This window comes from Aeromonas sp. S16(2024), from assembly GCF_041403065.1.
In the GTDB taxonomy this organism is placed as follows: domain Bacteria; phylum Pseudomonadota; class Gammaproteobacteria; order Enterobacterales; family Aeromonadaceae; genus Aeromonas.
Map to the genome: position 1 here is coordinate 128,240 of NZ_JBGLQX010000006.1, position 16,890 is coordinate 145,129.

General features: G+C 64.8%; 14 protein-coding genes. 3 read left to right on the forward strand and 11 right to left on the reverse strand.

Annotated elements, in window-relative coordinates:
- The 8 genes from mshE to ACB030_RS06650 form a co-directional block, all read right to left on the reverse strand.
- A complete protein-coding gene (mshE, locus tag ACB030_RS06615; RefSeq protein ID WP_371158701.1) occupies window positions 1-1,710 on the reverse strand; it encodes an MSHA fimbrial ATPase MshE in 1,710 nt (569 codons plus the stop codon).
- A gap of 218 nt (window positions 1,711-1,928) precedes the next feature.
- A complete protein-coding gene (locus ACB030_RS06620) occupies window positions 1,929-3,089 on the reverse strand; it encodes a tetratricopeptide repeat protein (RefSeq protein WP_371158702.1) in 1,161 nt (386 codons plus the stop codon).
- A complete protein-coding gene (locus tag ACB030_RS06625) occupies window positions 3,086-3,976 on the reverse strand; it encodes an ExeA family protein (RefSeq protein ID WP_371158703.1) in 891 nt (296 codons plus the stop codon). The genes ACB030_RS06620 and ACB030_RS06625 overlap by 4 nt, the downstream gene beginning before the upstream one ends.
- Window positions 3,977-4,044: 68 nt before the next feature.
- Complete coding sequence (gene mshL / locus ACB030_RS06630) at window positions 4,045-5,724, reverse strand: pilus (MSHA type) biogenesis protein MshL (protein WP_371158704.1); 1,680 nt, start codon at window positions 5,722-5,724, stop codon at window positions 4,045-4,047.
- A gap of 70 nt (window positions 5,725-5,794) precedes the next feature.
- Window positions 5,795-6,109: an MSHA biogenesis protein MshK gene (locus ACB030_RS06635; protein ID WP_371158705.1), complete on the reverse strand. Its 315-nt coding sequence runs from the start codon at window positions 6,107-6,109 to the stop codon at window positions 5,795-5,797.
- Entirely contained in the window at window positions 6,102-6,749 is a 648-nt protein-coding gene (locus ACB030_RS06640; protein WP_265435505.1) for an MSHA biogenesis protein MshJ, read from the reverse strand. The genes ACB030_RS06635 and ACB030_RS06640 overlap by 8 nt, the downstream gene beginning before the upstream one ends.
- Entirely contained in the window at window positions 6,749-7,342 is a 594-nt protein-coding gene (locus ACB030_RS06645; protein ID WP_371158706.1) for a PilN domain-containing protein, read from the reverse strand. Before ACB030_RS06645 ends, ACB030_RS06640 begins: the two co-directional genes overlap by 1 nt.
- 109 nt (window positions 7,343-7,451) lie before the next feature.
- Complete coding sequence (locus tag ACB030_RS06650) at window positions 7,452-8,315, reverse strand: MSHA biogenesis protein MshI (protein ID WP_371158707.1); 864 nt, start codon at window positions 8,313-8,315, stop codon at window positions 7,452-7,454.
- Window positions 8,316-8,384: 69 nt separating this feature from the next.
- Here ACB030_RS06650 and ACB030_RS06655 point away from each other — a divergent pair, with 69 nt between their 5' ends.
- Window positions 8,385-9,332, forward strand: coding sequence for a 1-aminocyclopropane-1-carboxylate deaminase/D-cysteine desulfhydrase (locus tag ACB030_RS06655; RefSeq protein ID WP_371158708.1), 948 nt, complete (start codon window positions 8,385-8,387; stop codon window positions 9,330-9,332).
- A gap of 80 nt (window positions 9,333-9,412) precedes the next feature.
- Here ACB030_RS06655 and ACB030_RS06660 read toward each other — a convergent pair whose 3' ends face one another.
- Entirely contained in the window at window positions 9,413-11,332 is a 1,920-nt protein-coding gene (locus ACB030_RS06660; RefSeq protein ID WP_371158709.1) for an EAL domain-containing protein, read from the reverse strand.
- A gap of 508 nt (window positions 11,333-11,840) precedes the next feature.
- Between ACB030_RS06660 and ACB030_RS06665 the strand changes: the two genes are divergently transcribed.
- Window positions 11,841-13,391, forward strand: coding sequence for an EAL domain-containing protein (locus tag ACB030_RS06665; RefSeq protein ID WP_371158710.1), 1,551 nt, complete (start codon window positions 11,841-11,843; stop codon window positions 13,389-13,391).
- Window positions 13,392-13,623: 232 nt separating this feature from the next.
- On the opposite strand, the gene ACB030_RS06670 is transcribed toward ACB030_RS06665, so the two are convergent.
- Window positions 13,624-13,752, reverse strand: a complete 129-nt coding sequence (locus ACB030_RS06670; protein WP_371158711.1) for a hypothetical protein — start codon at window positions 13,750-13,752, stop codon at window positions 13,624-13,626.
- A gap of 232 nt (window positions 13,753-13,984) precedes the next feature.
- On the opposite strand from ACB030_RS06670, the gene ACB030_RS06675 reads away from it, so the two are divergent.
- Window positions 13,985-15,082: a calcium:proton antiporter gene (locus ACB030_RS06675; protein ID WP_371158712.1), complete on the forward strand. Its 1,098-nt coding sequence runs from the start codon at window positions 13,985-13,987 to the stop codon at window positions 15,080-15,082.
- 274 nt (window positions 15,083-15,356) lie between these two features.
- Here ACB030_RS06675 and hutH read toward each other — a convergent pair whose 3' ends face one another.
- Window positions 15,357-16,889, reverse strand: a complete 1,533-nt coding sequence (gene hutH / locus ACB030_RS06680) for a histidine ammonia-lyase (protein WP_371158713.1) — start codon at window positions 16,887-16,889, stop codon at window positions 15,357-15,359.
- Window position 16,890 lies beyond the last annotated feature (1 nt).

The following is a 16,890-nucleotide window of genomic DNA, read 5'->3' on the forward strand; positions in this document are numbered from 1 at the left end:
TTATCCCAGATCCTCGGCCAGCCTGAGCACCTCATCCACCGAGGTGATCCCCTCACGGGCATAATCGAGTGCCGTCAGGGCCAGGGGCCTGTAGTGCTCGTGCTCGCGCGCCGCCCGGGCAAAGCCCTCCGCATCGTTGCGGCGCAGGGCATCCATCATGGGCTGATCCAGCTCCAGCAGCTCGTAGACCCCGATCCGGCCCGAATAACCGGTGAAGTTGCAGCTCTGGCAGCCACGCCCCTTGCGGTAGAGGTGCTGCCCGGGCTCCTCGCCGGAGAGCATGGTGAGCCAGGTGGCCTGCCCCTGGTCCGGCGCCGTCTCGCAGGCGCAGTGCTCGCAGACCCGTCGCACCAGACGCTGGGCCACCACGGCCCGCAGGGCGCTCGCCACCAGATAGCCGGGGGCCCCCATGTCGATGAGGCGCAGGGCGCTGGTGACGGCGTCATTGGTGTGCAGCGTGGTCAGCACCAGGTGGCCGGTGATGGCGCCGCGCAGGCCTATCTCCACCGTCTCGTTGTCCCGCATCTCCCCCACCAGCAGGATGTCGGGATCCTGACGCAGGGTGGAGCGCAGCACCTGGGAGAAGGTGAGGCCTATCTTGGGATTGACCTGCACCTGGTTGACGCGCGGCAGCCGGTATTCCACCGGATCTTCCACCGTGATGATCTTGTGGCTGGCCTGGTTGAGCTCGGAGAGGGCGCCGTAGAGCGTCGTGGTCTTGCCGCTGCCGGTGGGGCCCGTCACCAGTATCATGCCGTGGGGGCGCTTGAGCTGGCGCCGGAAGCGGCTCAGGATGGCCGGCGGCATGCCGGTTTCCGCCAGCGACAATATGCCGGAGGATTGATCCAGCAGTCGCATCACCACGGATTCCCCGTACTGCACCGGCATGGTGGACATACGCACATCCACGTCCCGGCCGCGCACCTTCATGGCGAATCGGCCATCCTGGGGCAGCCGCTTCTCGGAGATGTCTAGCCCGGCCACCAGCTTGAGGCGCAGCACCAGCGCCTGGGCGATGCGCACCTCGTTGAGGATATTTTCGTGCAGCACGCCATCGATGCGCTGGCGAATGCGCAGCACCTTCTCGTCCGGCTCGATATGGATATCCGACGCCCCCACCTGCACCGCGTCCTCGAACAGGGAGCGCAGCAGCTTGGCCACCGTCGCCTCCCCTTCATCGCCAGCGCCGAGATTGCCGCCACCCAGCTCGAAGCCGGCGTCCTGATACTCCTCCTGCAGCTGTTCGGCGAAGCTCTCTATCTCCCGGGTGCGGCGATAGAGGCGGTCGAAATACTCCAGCAGCTGGCCTTCCCGCGCCACCGCCAGCACCATTTCACGGGGGCTGAGCAGGGCGGCGATGGCATCCAGGGCGCTCAAGTCGGCAGGATCCGACATGGCCACCGTCACCTGGTCGTCGCTGAGGTTGACCGCCAGGGCGCGATAACGGCGGGCCTGTACCTCGGGCAACAGGGTCACGGCCGAGGCGTCTATGGTGAGGTTGTTGAGATCGAAGAAGGGCACGTCCAGCTGGCGGGCGAGGAACTGCAGCAGCTGCACCTCGCTGATGAAGCCGAGGTCGATGAGGGTAGTCCCCAGCTTGCGCCCGGTCTGACGCTGCTGCTGCAGGGCGAGCTGCAACTGATCATCCGAGATGATCTGCTCCTGTACCAGCAGGTCGCCGAGGCGCATTTTCAGTCTGGGTTGTGCCATTGTTGCTCCGATTCCTGTGATTGCACGTCATTCAAACCTGTTGCCACATTCGATGGCGAATTGGGTACCAGAATCCGTCACCTCGTCCGATCACGCCGCTGCGCGGCTAATCGAACCCAGGGGTCGCAACAACCCCACCCCAGCCCTCCCCTTGGTAAGGGGAGGGCGCGAACTACTCCCCCCCTTTCGAAGGGGGAGGCCGGGAGGGGGTTGCTGTGTCAAGGCGTCAGCTGGGCAATCCGCTGTTCCAGCCAGCGGGTCGATGCCTCGCCGAGATCCCCGTGCAACTGGGCATTGCCATAGGCGTCCAGCGCCCGCTGGCGGTGGCCCTGACCATCCTCCGCCACCCCCAGCCCCAGCCACCAGCGCCCCTGATCCGGCTGCTGGCGCAACAGCTTGACGTAGAGCTCGGATGCCTGGGCCGGCTGGCCCAGCTCCTGGGCGAGCCCTGCCCAGGTGGCGTAATAGTCCAGATTGGCGGCCAGGTCCGGCTGATAGCCGGTGAGCCAGTCCAGCGCCTTCTGGCGATCGCCGCCACTGATGGCCACCCGGGCCAGCAGCAGCCGCAGATCGGCCTGCGCGGGATCCAGCCTCAACCCCTCCTCCAGCACCTGGCTGGCCTCGGTCAGCCGTCCCTCGCCGTAGAGCAAGGCCGCGAGCTGCTCGCGCGCCCCCTGATTGTGCGGGTCATAGACCAGCACCTGGTAATAGTTGTCCTGGGCCTCCCGCATCTGGCCCTTGGCCATGGCGGTGGTCGCCTTGCGCTCGGCCAGGGCCGCCAACTCGGGCTCGGAGAGATCCACCGTCTCTATCTTCAGCACGCCGGGTTTGCGCGGGGCAGCCACCTCCTGGGGGGCAGCCTCCTGCTCTGCGGCCAGCTCGGCATAAAGATCCGGCTGCAACTCTTCGTCGCTCGGCGTGACCTCATCCTCTGGCAGCGTCTCGGCCAGGGTCTCTGACGCCGGGGCCTCGTCGGCGAGCGCCTCGGTCGTGGAAGATCCCTCTGCCCCCCCGGCAGGCGCGCTGACCTTTGCCATTGCGGCCACAGGGGCGACATCCAGAGCGACCACCCCGGAGGCGGCCCCACTGGGCGCGGGGGACGCGACGACCATCTCGGTGGCAGAGGAGGCAGGCTGCGACGGCTCGCTCACCGGGGCGAGCCGGGTCGTCAACTGAACGGTCGGCTGCGCCGTGCGCTGGCTCTGCTGCCAGTAGATCCAGGTGCGCCAGCCGAGGATGGCCAGCGCCAGGGTGCACAGCAGGGTCAGCACCAGCATCCACCACCCCTGCTGACGCGCCGGCGCCACATAGACGGCGGCGCCATCGGATCCTGACTGGCGCTGCTCCAGATCTTTGAGCATCTGATTGATCACGCTCATGACCAGACTCCATAGGCCAGGGCCGTGCCCAGCAGCAGCAACAGGGGCCACCAGCGCACGAATGAGCCACCACGGGCGTCATCGGTATCGCGAATGGCGAGGCGCACCAGGGCGCAGTCTATCCGCCGCGTCCCGCGGCCGTAGGCCAGCATCAGACACTTCTGGGCCAGCACGTTGATGAGCCGTGGAATGCCGCGGGACGCCCGCCACAGCAGGCGCAGGGCCAGACCGCCAAACAGCGTCGCCCCGCGATAACCCGAGACGTGCAGCCTGTGCTCCAGATAGGCCCGGGTTTCGTCGCACCGCAAGGGGCGCAGGCAGTAGGAGAAGCCGATGCGCTGGCGCAACTGGCGCAGGTGGGGCCTGGCCAGCCGGACATCCAGTTCGGGTTGGCCGAACAGCACGATCTGCAGCAGCTTGCTCGACTCCGTCTCCAGGTTGCCGAACAGGCGGATGGCCTCCAGGGTCTCGTCCGGCAGCGCCTGCGCCTCGTCGATCAGCACCACCACCCGGCTCCCCTGCTGGTGCAGGGCGATGAGGTGGCGATGGATGCGATCCGTGAGATCCAGCTCGCTCTCCCCCTGCACCGCCAGCCCCAGCTCCAGGGCAAGGGCGGTGCGCAGCTCCCCCGGCGTGAGGTGGGGATTGGGCAGCCAGGCCAGGCGCACCGGGCACGCCTCGGAGCCGAGCTCGCTCAGCAACTTGCGGCAGAGCAGTGTCTTGCCGGTGCCCACCTCGCCGGTCACCTTGATGAAGCCCTCTCCCTGTGCCAGCGCCCAGTTCAGCACCTGCATGGCCTCCTCGTGAGGGGGCAGGCCGTAATAGAAGCCGGTGTTCGGGGTCAGGCCAAAGGGCGCCTCCTGCAAACCGAAATGGCTCAGGTACATGGGCAATCACCTGTCATCTGTGCCCGGGAGCCAGTCATGGCTATGGCAAGCGGGTATAGGCTCATGACTCAACCCTTGGGCGGATACCATTTGTCGAGCAGCTCGGAGGAGCGTTGCAGCTCCTTCTGCCAGGTGTCTTTCTCCACCACTGTCGGCTTGAGCAGGATCACCAGCTCGACCTTCTTGGTGCTCTCCCGGCGGTTGGTAAAGGCTTCGCCGACCCAGGGAATGTCCCCCAGCAGCGGCACCTTGCTGACGATCTCCTGTTTGTCGGTCTTCATCAGGCCACCGATGACGATGATGTCGCCGTTGTTGGCCTGCACTACGGTATCCGATTCACGAATGGCGCTCTTGGCGAGCGGCAGCACCAGGGGATCCGCCGTGCCGACGTTGATGGTCTTGCTCTGCTCTTCGGTGTCGATGACGGAGGGGTGGATGTGCAGCAGCACCCGGCCTGCCTCGTCGATCTGTGGCGTCACGTCCAGCGCTATGCCGGAGAAGAAGGGGGTCAACTCCACGTTCGGCGTGACGATGGGCGCCGAGTTGCCCGAGGTGGTGGTGGTGGTCGAGGCGTTGGTGACGAAGTATTCGTCCGTGCCTACCTTGATCACCGCCTTCTGGTTGTTGGTGGCGGTGACACGCGGGCTGGATAGGGTATTCACATCCCCCTGGGTCTTGAGCAGGCTGACCGCCACGTTGAAGTTGCCATCGGAGATGGTGAAACCGGCGCCGCCCCCCAGGGCCCTGAAGATCTGGTTGGGGGTCGAGGCGATGGGGCTGTCGAGCAGGGAGCCGCCCCCCGTGATGCCCTTGTTGCCGTCCCAACTGGCGGAGAGACCGCTCCAGTCCACCCCCTGCTCGTACCCCTCGTTGAGGGAGACCTCCAGGATCCGAGCCTCCAGCACCACCTGGCGCTTGAGGTGTTCGCCGGACTGATCCAGGAACTCGCGCACCGCCTTGAGCTCCTTCGGATAGGCGCGCACGGTGACCAGACCCGCCTGGGGACTGGTGATGACGGCCCGGCCCTCGCCTGTGCCGATCAGCGTCTGCAGGGCGTCCCGCAGATCGCTCCAGTAGTCGTTGTTGCTGTCCGTCTCGATCCGGGTGCCGTTGCTGTTGTTGCTGTTGCCGTTGTCCCCGTTGGAGGAGCCGAGGTTGTTGTTGCCGTTGTTATTGTTGCCGCTGCTGTCGAAGTTGTTGTTGCCGTTATTGTTGTTGTCGTTGGCCGTCACCCCGCCGGTGCTGACCGAGGTGCGGGAGAGGCCGCGCCGGGCCATCATCAGGTAGTTGACCGGGATGGTCTCGGTGCGCAGGCCAGCCGGATAGATGTGAAACACATTGCCCTTGCGCTGCACGTCGAAGCCGTACATGTCGCCGACTGTGGCCAGCGCCTCCTGCAGGGTCACGTCCTTGAGCTCTACCGAGATGGCACCGGCCACCCCGGGATGGACGGCGACGCTGTAGCGGGATCCCTTGAACAGGGAGCCGAAGAACTCCACCGCATCGACGTCATGGGCCGCGATGCGCAGCCGCTTCTCCGGAACCGCCAGGGGCTGCTGGGGGCGATTGAGCTGCAGCAGTTCGCTCTGCACCGAGGGGGGCAAAGTGGTCAGCAGCGCGGTCGGAGTCTGCTCCTTCATGGCCTGCTTGAGGGCATCTTTGGCCTGCACCGGTTCGGGGTGCTGATAGCTGGTACAAGCCGCCACCGCCAATGCGAGGGGAAGCAGACAGAAATGGTGTTTTTTCATGTTATAGGTGCACCTGACTCGCAGTGAAACTCGACAAACCTGGCCCGCAGCATCCCGCGCGGAACCGACTTCACATCCGGATCTTGCTGCCAAACAGGGTCAGTGTCTGACGCTTGCCGGCCTTCTCCAGTACCACGGCATCGGCGCTGATGCCCACCAGCAGGAAGCCGTCGATCCGCTGGCCCACCCGATAGCTCTGACCGTTGAGCACCGCCAGGGCGGGTCCGCTCCCCAGGATGACGCTCTGCAACCTGGGCAGACCGGCCCCCTTGCTCGGGCTCGCCGCCGCGCCGCTGCCGGCCAGAGGGGCGGTCGGATCCTGCAACACCTCCGCCTGGGCCAGCGGGCCCAGCAGGCAGCACAACAATGTCAGCCACTTAGCCACGAATGAACTCCTTGCTGGTGCTCAGGGTGTAGATCTCCATCTCCACCGCCGCCTTGGGATGCTCGACCACCCTGTAGTCGAACCCTTTCCAGTAGAAGTGGCGGGGCAGAGCCTCCAGCGCCTTCAGGTACTGGTAGACATCGAAATAGCCCCCCTCCAGCTGGAGCCGGATCCCGTGCTTGAACAGGTTGGCCTTCTGCTCGCCGGCCATCAGCGGCTCGGGCTTGAGGGAGGTGAGCGCCAGCATATGCAGGTTGGCGGAGCGAGACAACAGGGCTTCCAGCACGGCCGGCATCTCGTGGGCCGGGATCAGATCCACCGTCTGGGCCTTGAGCTCTGCGTCCAGCCGACCGAGGGACGCCTCCACGCCAGCCAGCTGCTGGCGCACCTGGGCGTTGGGATCCCGCCCCAGCCGGGCCTGCTTGCCCTGGTTCTCCAGGGTCAGGATCTCCAGATCCCGCTGCGCCGCCGTCAGCGCCTGCCGCTCCTGGCTCAGGCGGGTGTCGGCGGCATCCAGCCAGCCGTAGATCCCGGCTGCGCCCAGCAGTATGGTGCCCGTCAGCAGGATCAAGACCCGCTCCCGCAGGCTGAGGGCGGCCACACTCTGTGCCCAGGCCCGCCACTGTGCCGTCATCTCCATCATGGGGTCTCCCGTGCTATGCCGCTGAGCTGGAAGGCCAGCTGGCCCGCCTTGTCCCGACTCAGGGTCAGCTCGCCAAACTGCTTGCCCGCCAGGGACGGGGTCTGCTTGAAGCGGTTCACCCAGGCAGGCACATCCTGACTGCGCTCGGCCACCCCGGAGAGGTTGATGCGCCCGTCACTTATCTCGATCCGTTGCAGGGAGAGGCGGGCATCCCGCAGGCGGGCCAGGTCCGCCATCACGCTGGCGTAGCCCTGGGATTTTTGCAGGGAGAGGCTGCCGAGCTGGCGTATCAGCGCCTGCTTGGCGGCCAGCTCCTCCCGCTTGTCGACCAGCTGCTGTTGCAGCTGACCGTCCGCCTGATGGCGCGCCAGGGCGGCATCGAGCCGTGATGCCTCGCTGCGCTGCACATCGAGCAGCGCACGCACCTGGGCCAGCTCACGGTCGACCCCCCGCTGTTGCCAGCCATAGAAAAAGGTGGCCGCAACCAGCAGCAGCAGGCAGCCACCCCAGACCAGGGCCATCTGATTGAGGCTGGCCCACAGGCGCCTTGGCCTGAATTCGGCGCCATAGAGATTGATATGGTGCTTCATCCTTCGCTCCCGCCCAGGGCCGCACCATAGGCACAGAGGTATTCGACGCCGGCGAGCCACTGGGTCTTGTTGGCCATGGCGGTGTGGAGGATGACGTCAGCAATCCGGCTCATCGCTCGCCTCCCAGGGCCGCACCATAAGCGCAGAGGTATTCAACTCCGGCCAGTACAGCCTTGTTGGCCATGGCGGACACAGGGAAGCCGAACGCCTGCTCCAGGTGGCGCACCAGGGTGCCGATGAAGGGGGAGCCGATGGCGAGCTGCATCTGGCCGGGTTCCGGCAGCTTGAGCTGACCCGCCAGGTAGTCGAGGGAGCGCTGGATCTCCAACGCCAGCCCGTCGAGCATCCCCTGATCGGGCTCATGGGCCCCGGTGAGGCTGACAAAGCCGCGCAGCGGGCGCGAGAAGCAGAGGCCTCCCCGATAAAAGACCAGCAGTTGCAACTCCTGCCCTTTGGGCTGCCAGAGCAACATGCGCACCGTCTGATCCGCCTCGTAGAGGGCCGTCATGGCCAGCTCGTCGCTGACGATGGCCTCCAGGGTCGCCACGCCGTTGACCGCATCCGCCAGCTGCTGCACCCGGCTCTTGGGAACGCAGATCACGTTGATTCGTGGTCGACCCGCAGGGGGGGTCGGCAGATCCACATAGTCCATGGCGAGCTGCAACACGGGTTCGTTGACAAAATCCTTGATGGCCCAGGGCAGGGCCCCCGCCATCTCGGCATCGGGCACGGCGGGCTTGTCGATCTGGATCTGCTGATAAAGGCTGGCGGCCAGGGCCACCCGCACCTTAGACTTGGCCAGGCCATGCTGGGCAAACAGCTCCCCCATGGCCTTGGGCCAGTCGTGGGGGCCGTTGATGGCGCGACTGGTAAAGATGGGGACGGGTTCCACGCAAGCCAGCAGGATGCGATCGCTGGCCAGCAGGAGTCCCACCTGATGGCTGGGGGGCGAGCGTCGGAAAAGTGACTTCATCGAGACCTGGACCTGACTGCATGAAACGGACTAAACCTTAACATAAACAGGCTATTAGCCTCCATAATTATGACAAACGATGCTTTGACCGCCACGCTGGCGTCCTTAGGGGATGCCATCCTGGCCCCCGCCCGGATCCCCTCGCCCCTGCACCCCGTCCACCACCCTCTGCTGGATGCCCAGGGCGTGCGGCTCTGGTGCAAGCGGGACGATCTGATCCACCCGACCCTCTCCGGCAACAAGTGGCGCAAGCTCAAGTACCACATGCAGCAGGCGCAGCTGCAGGGCAAGACCCACCTGCTGTCGTTTGGGGGGGCCTACTCCAATCACATTCACGCCCTGGCGGCGGCCGGGCTCAGGTCCGGGCTGCGCACCACCGGCATCATACGCGGTGAAGCCGACACCGTCAGCAACGCAACCCTGAGTGCGGCCAAAAGCTGGGGCATGGAACTCGTTTTTGTCGACCGCCAGAGCTATCGGCGGCGCCAGGATCCGGAGTGGCTGGCCCGGTTCGAGGCGCCGGACACCCTGATAGTGCCGGAAGGGGGCAGCAGCCCGCTCGCCATCCCCGGGGTAGCCGAGCTGGTGGCCGAGGTGCCCTTCTCGCCGGATCTCTGGGTGCTGCCCTGCGCCAGCGGCGGTACCCTGGCGGGGCTCATCGCGGGCAAGCGGGAAAGAGAGCGGATCCTCGCCATCGCCGTGCTCAAGGGGGGCGCCTTCCTCCACGATGAGGTGTGCCGGCTTAATCCGGCGGCGGCCACCACCGGCGGCTGGCGGATAGCCCAGGATCACCACGATGGCGGTTACGCCAGGTTCAGCCCGGCCCTGTGGCAGTGGGTGCAGGCCTTCAGCGCCCACACCGGCCTGCCGCTGGAACCCATCTACAGTGGCAAGGCGATGTGGGGACTGTTTCGGGAGCTGGCCACGGGCCGGATCCCCCGCGGCAGCCAGGTGGTCTTCATCCACACCGGCGGCCTGCAGGGGCTGGCGGGTCTCAGGGAGCAGGGCAGGCTGTAAGCCAGGACCATTCGGTCGCCCTTGGGACCGGGGCTGCCCCGCAGGCAGGAAGTCAGGCCCCTAGCGGCGGACAGGCTCCGTCATGTGGGCATCACCAGCCGCTCTGGTTCGGCGAACCAGGGCCCCTGGCCCGCGTGCACGCCGAGGTGGCGCAGCATCTTCCACTCGTCGCCGCTCTCCACCCCCACCGCAATCACCCGGGCCTGGGTATTGGCACAGCCCCCCACCAGGCTGCGCACCGCCATCTGGTTCACCTGACGAAGGTGGATCTCCCGCACCAGGCTGGGGTGCAGCTTGAGGAAGTGGATCTCGAACTCCTTGATGTACTGGGTGCTCACCACATCCTGACCGGCGTGATCTATGGCCAGTCGACACCCCAGCATGCGCAGCGCCCGCAGTGGCCGCTTGAGCGCCTCGTAGTGACGGGTCACCTGGGACTCGGAGAGTTGCAGTATCAACCCCTCATTGATGCTGCGCGGCAGCTGGAACAGCTCAAAGAAGAGCTCCCGCTGGAACTCCCGGTTGAGCAGGTTCTGGGCACTGAGGGACAGGCTGACGGGGCAGCTCGACTCCGGTCGCTGGCGCAGCAGGCGAAGGGTCTGGGTGACCACCAGCCGGTCCAGCGGCAGCAGCAGGCCGGCCTTCTCCGCCATGGGCATGAAGACCCCCGCCTGCAACTCCCGCCCCTGCTCGTCATGGAGGCGGATCAGCAGCTCCTGTTGCAGCACCACCTGATCCCGCTCCTGCTGCACAGATTGCAGATAGAAGGAGATCCCCTGCTCCTCGATGCGGCGGTTGATCAGGGTGCGCCAACGCACAGTCCCCTTGTTGCTCGCCTCTTCGTCCAGGGACTTCTCGTAGAGGAACCAGCCGCTGTGGCCCTGCAGCCGCGCGCTCTTGAGGGCCAGCTCGGCCTCTTCCTGCACCTTGAGCAGGGAGTCCTCTGCCTGATAACAGACGGCGCCGAGGTAGACGGCCGTGTCCAGATTGACCAACTCGGGCCAGTGCAGCCGCTGCAGACTCTTGAGCAGCTGGCTGGCGCCGTCCACCATCTCGCTCTCGGACATGTTGGGCAGCAGCACGGCAAAGACCTGGCCGGCGTAGCGGGCCTGCAGGGCGCCGCTGTGCTTGCGCACGAAGGTACCGATGGAGGCGCTCGCCTCCATCAGCAGATCCTGGCTCGGGCGTCCGTTCAGCTCGGGATCCAGCTCCTCCAGCCCCGCCAGCTCGATCAGCAGCACGCCGCCGCTGATCACGCTCGCCTCCATGATGGCGTTTTCCAGCCGGTTGTCGAAGAAGAGGCGGTTGCCTATGCCGGTCGTCTTGTCGACGAAGGCGTTGCTGCGGATGAAATTGTCGAACCGGCTGCGCTCCTTGCGGGCATCGGCCAGTTCGGCCAGCAGATGGGTGAGGGCCTGGCTGGCGGAGAGGGGCCACTCGTCGGCGGGATCATGGGCCAGCTTGGTCAGCTTGCCATCTAGGATCAGCTGGGCCCGCTCCGCCAGCAGCTCGGCACCGCGCAGCTGCTGGCGCAGCCAGCGGATGGAGTACCAGAGGCCGAACACCACTATGAAGACCCCGAGGGAGATGCCGAACATGGCCTGCATGGAGTACTCGAACTCCTTGAAGGGCCTGTCCAGCTTGAACTCGGCCTGCATGCCGGCCTGATTGGGAATGGCCTTGCTGTAGGGGATCAGCAGACTCTCGTCCGTCTGCTGCTGCACATCGCGAAACCAGTAGACCCGCTGGCTGTCCTGGCGGATCTCCAGCTCGACCACGTGGGAGGCCCGCAGCAATGAGGGCAGCCAGCGGGCAAGGGCCTGCTGATCGTCGGTCACCCCCAGCTGCTTGTCGATGATCTCCACCAGGGAGTCGACCCGGTTCTGCTGCAGCTCCATCCCCATCTGGCGGAAACTGAATACCCCGCCGAGCATCACCACGGCCATGGCCGAGATCACGCACAGCGTAATAAAAGAGACGAGTTGAGTGGTCAGTTTCATGTGCCTTTCCGTAGCCGACAGCATCCATAAGGCCTCATGGTATCAGCCTTGGCCAAACCCCGCCTATGGATGAAGGTCCCGCTTCTGCAAATAAGCGCGCAGGCCGATCATGCCTGGGGGTGACCGCTGGTGAAGGAAGAGACTCGGGGGAGGTGAAAATCGGGCAACCGGCTGGGCAGCGGACAGAAAAATGGTCCCACTGCGGGGACCAAAAGAAACACTCATATCAAAACTAACACTCTGTGCTACTGACAAAAATAGATACAGGAGTATTGAACACACGGTGAGTCAAACCGCCCCGCTACTCTAGCCATTTCAGATAAGCTGGACAATTGTCATTTATGACAGGTCAGCGATTGAATCTTCACCACTCGATTTGTCATGTTGTTGTTTATCAATGAATTATGAATGTTGTTCCAAGTGTGACCGATACGACTCAAATCGAACCAGCTAATGCTATGATGTTGCCATCCATTTGTATCCCATGTCCCCACCAGGCAGGTGTCCCTTGCGACGAGCGTCTCCCTTCTGGATCAGTCTGCTGCTGCTCTGCCTGCCCGTGCTGGCGAGCCTGCCCCTCAGCCAGCTGCTGGGCAATCCCCTGGCCCACCGGCTGTTGCAGCAGAAGAAGACGCAGATAGAGGCCGCACTGGCGGAGCGCCGCAAGGCGCTGGATGAGAGCATCCGTGCCCAGCTGTCCAATTTCGCCTTCGATTGCGGCCCCGCAGACATGGTCCTGCTGCGGGATCCCCGTTTCTACAGCCGCCACATCCGGCTGCAGGGGCTCAGGCTCGCCTCTGGCGGCGGTTGTTCCAGCCTGGGGGAGGGTCTTCCCCTCGCCACCGTCTCGTTGCCCCCCTATCCCGAACAGGAGCAGTTTGGCCTCGCGGCAACCCAGGCCAGCGTCAACACAGAGCAGGAACTGGTCGCCTATTTCAGACAGGGAGGCAACATTGCCTACTGGGTGCTGAACAACAGCTGGAGTCACGATCTGCTGCAGTCCCCCTGCCCGGACTGCTTCTATTTCGAGTTCGGCCAGCAGCATCCTGACGGCACCACGCAGCAGTTTCCCCGTGGGGATAGCGCCATCAAGAGAGATGAGGGCAGCCAGAGCCTGAGCTTCTTTGCACCCGACAACCACATCAAGCAGACCCTGTGGGCGGGCAAGGCGCTGGAGAAATACGCCAGGCAGCAGGCCCGCCACTATGGCCTCTGGTATGGCGGCGCACTGGGACTCCTGCTGGTGGCCGCCTACTGGGTGCTGCGCAGCTATCGCCGCTCCCTCAAGGGACTGCTGCAGGCAGCCCTGGTACGGCGCGAGTTCGTCCCCTTCTATCAACCCATAGTGGACAGTCGCAGCAGAAAGGTGGTCGGTTTCGAGGCGCTGCTGCGCTGGCAGCGGGGTCGGGAGCTGGTGCCGCCGGGCACCTTCATCGACTATGCGGAGCAGCAGGGGCTGATCCTGCCCATGACGGAGCAACTGCTGGAGCGGGTCATCGCGGATCTGCCCTGGCTGGAGCCGACCCAGTGGGTCAGCGTCAACATAGTGGCCGCCCACCTGGAGCAACCCCATCTGCGCCCCCTGTTGCAGCGCCACGACTGGCCCTCCCCGGCCAGACTCACCTTCGAGCTGACCGAGCGCAAGCCGATCACCGATATCAAGGCGGCCATGGGAGAGATAGCGCAGCTCCAGGCGAAGGGGTATCACTTCAAGCTGGATGACTTCGGCACCGGTTATGGCGGTTTCGCCTACCTGCAGCGCCTCGGCATCCGCCAGATCAAGATCGACAAGATGTTCGTCGACACCATAGGCACCGACGATCTCAAACGCAGCGTGCTGGATGCCACCATCGCCTTTGGCCGCGAATCTGGCATGGAGATGATCGCCGAAGGGGTCGAGACCCAGGAGCAGGTCGACTACCTGCACCGCCGTGGTGTCCACCTGATCCAGGGCTATGTCTATGCCAAGCCCATGGCTCTCCACACACTGAAGATCTGGCTGCTGGCATGGCGGCAGAACAACCCGGGCAAAGCGTCACCGGCCACTGAGCCGGCCTGATCCAGGGCTATGTCTATACCCAGTCCCATGGCCCTCCACACGCTGAAGATCTGGCTGCTGGCATGGCGGCAGAACAACCCGGGCAGAGCGTCACCGGCCACTGAGCCGGCCTGATCCAGGGCTATGTCTATACCCAGTTCCATGGCTCTCCACACACTGAAGATCTGGCTGCTGGCATGGCGCCCGGGCAGAGCGTCACCGGCCACTGAGCCGGCCTGATCCAGGGCTATGTCTATACCCAGTCCATGGCTCTCCACACACTGAAGATCTGGCTGCTGGCATGGCGGCAGAACAACCCGGGCAGAGCGTCACCGGCCACTGAGCCGGCCTGATCCAGTGCTATGTCTATACCCAGTCCCATGGCTCTCCACACGCTGAAGATCTGGCTGCTGGCATGGCGGCAGAGCCAGCCCGGTGGGCAATGAGAGAGAAACATCAGGGTCCCAGCCCGGGGATCCTCATATCTTGCAACAAAATGATCCTCCTCTGACGGGACAACTCCCTTTATCATGGACTGGCGCGCCCCCCTGTGGCGCGGCCTGTTGTCTCCCTACCCGTCGGCCACGGCCGCCCCGAGATGAGAACCACTGCCTATGAAGTCATTTATCCGGCAAGAGATTGCCCTGCCCGTCGGCCTGCTGACCCTGCTCTTCTTCAAGACCCTGGGCAGCGACCTGCTGACAGAAGCAACCCCCCTTGCGATCTACCTGCCGGTGTCACTGGCCCTGCTCGCCATCGTCACCTGGGCTATCTTCTCCGTCGTGCGTCACTCCGACGCCCTGGCCATCAAGTTGGGTGAACCGTTCGGCACCCTGATCCTGACCCTGTCAGTCATCTCCCTCGAGGTGGTGATGATCTCCTCCGTGATGCTGACCGGCGAGCCCAACCCCACCATGGCCCGCGACACCATGTTCGCCGTGGTGATGCTGGTGACCAACGGCCTGGTGGGCTTCACCCTGCTGTTTGGCGGCTGGCGCTATCACACCCAGAACTTCAATCTGGACGGGGTCAAATCCTACCTGGTCGCCATCATTCCCCTGGCCCTGCTCTGCCTGGTGCTGCCGAACTTCACCCGGGGCGGTACCCTGGGCAGCATGTCCAGCGCCATGTCCTGGATGCTGATCATCATCTCCGTGCTGCTCTACGGCGTCTTCCTGCTGATCCAGACCCGCAGCCACAGCCACTTCTTCGTCGACAGCGACCACGAGGATCACGAAGAGCACCACGGCATACTGCGCAGCAACGTCTACCACACCCTGCTGCTGCTCGCCTACCTGGTGGTGGTGATACTGCTGGCCAAGACGCTCGCCATCCCCATCAACTACGGGGTCCATGTGATGGAGGCCCCGGCGGCGCTGGGCGGCTTCATCGTGGCCTGTATCGTGCTCGCACCGGAGGCGGTCGGCGCCATCAAGGCCGCCTTCAACAACCAGTTGCAGCGCGCCATGAACCTCTACTTCGGCTCGGTGCTGGCCACCATAGCCCTGACGGTGCCCTCTGTGCTGTTCATCGGCTCCCTGATGGGTCAGGAGGTGCGCCTCGGCCTCTCCCCTGCCGACATGGTGCTGCTCGTCACCACTCTCATGGTGTGCAAGGTGACCTTCAGCAGCGGCCGCACCCATGTGCTCCATGGCGCCACCCATCTGGTGCTGTTTGTCGTTTATCTGTTCCTGATGTTCGAACACGAGTAGCGGGTCCCAGCGCTCAGCGGATGCTGTTCGTGGTCTAGCTGTTCCTGATGTTCGAGCACGAATAACTGGCGCCAGCGCTCAGCGGGTGCTGTTCGTCGTTTATCTGTTCCTGATGTTCGAACACGAATAACCGCATCCAGCCAGCGCCAGAAACGAAAAGACCGCCCATCGGGCGGTCTTTTATCATCTACTCCCGGATCTCACGGGCGCCAGTGAAGCGGCTTCCCCCTCATCCCCTACCCTTCTCCCGCCAGGGGAGAAGGGGGACCAAGGCTTACAGGCTGGGCAGCACCCCGGCCGGGATCAGATCGTTGTAGCTGGCTCGCCCCAGCAGGGCGGCGGCGGCCTCGATGTCCGGCGAGAAGTACCTGTCCTTGTCGTAGAAGCTGACCTCTTCACGCAGTCGTCCCTTGGCCAGCTCGATAAGCTCGGTGCTGCGCAGGGGCGCGCGGAAGTCCAGGCCCTGGGCGGCGGCGAGCAGCTCGACCGCTAGTATGCCTCGGGTGTTCTCCGCCATGTCCGCCAGACGGCGACCGGCGAAGGTGGCCATGGAGACGTGATCCTCCTGGTTGGCCGAGGTGGGCAGGCTGTCCACCGAGGCCGGGTGGGCCAGGGTCTTGTTCTCGGAGGCCAGTGCCGCCGAGGTGACCTGGGCGATCATAAAGCCGGAGTTGACGCCCCCATTGTTGACCAGGAAGGCCGGCAGACCGGACATCCGCGAGTCGATCAGCAGCGCCATGCGTCGCTCGGAGAGGGACCCGATCTCGGCGATGGCCAGGGCCAGGTTGTCGGCGGCGAAGGCCACCGGCTCTGCGTGGAAGTTGCCGCCGGAGAGGATCTCCTCGTCATCGGCGAACACCAGGGGGTTGTCGGAGACCGCATTGGCCTCGCACACCAGCACCTCGGCGGCGTGGCGGATCTGGGCCAGACAGGCGCCCATCACCTGGGGCTGGCAGCGCAGGGAGTAGGGATCCTGCACCTTCTCGCAGTTGTGGTGGGACATGCCGATCTCGCTGCCATCCACCAGCAGGTGGCGATAGCAGGCGGCCGCGTCGATCTGGCCGCGCTGGCCGCGCACCTCGTGGATGCGGGCATCGAACGGACGGCGGCTGCCAAGCGCCGCCTCCACGCTCATGGCACCTATGGTGATGGCACCGGCGAACAGATCCTCGGCATGGAACAACCCTTCCAGCGCGAACGCCGTGCTGGCCTGGGTGCCATTGAGCAGGGCCAACCCCTCTTTGGGTGCCAGGGCGATGGGCTCCAGGCCCGCAATCTTGAGCGCAGTGGCGGCGTCGATCAGCTCGCCCTTGTGGCGGGCCTTGCCTTCGCCTATCAGCAAGCAGCTCATATGGGCCAGGGGCGCCAGATCGCCGGAGGCGCCGACGGAGCCCTTCTTCGGCACCACCGGATAGACTTCGGTGTTGATGAGGCGCATCAGGGCCTCGAGCACCGTCAGCCGAATGCCGGAGAAGCCGCGGGCGAGCGAGTTGACCTTGAGCACCATCATCAGCCGCACGGTAGCGTCATCCATATACTCGCCAATCCCTGCCGCGTGGGAGAGCACGATGGAGCGCTGCAGTTCATCCAGCTGCTCCACCGGGATGCGGGTGTTGGCCAGCAGGCCAAAGCCGGTGTTGATGCCGTAGACCACGCGGTTTTGCTCGATCACCTTGGTGACCACGGCCGCGGAGGCGTGGATCCCCGCCAGGGCGGCCGGCTCCAGGCTGACATGCACAGGCTCGCGGCTGACGCGGCGCAGGGTGGCGAGGCAGAGCTTGCCCGGTTGCAGATTGAGTTCAAACATC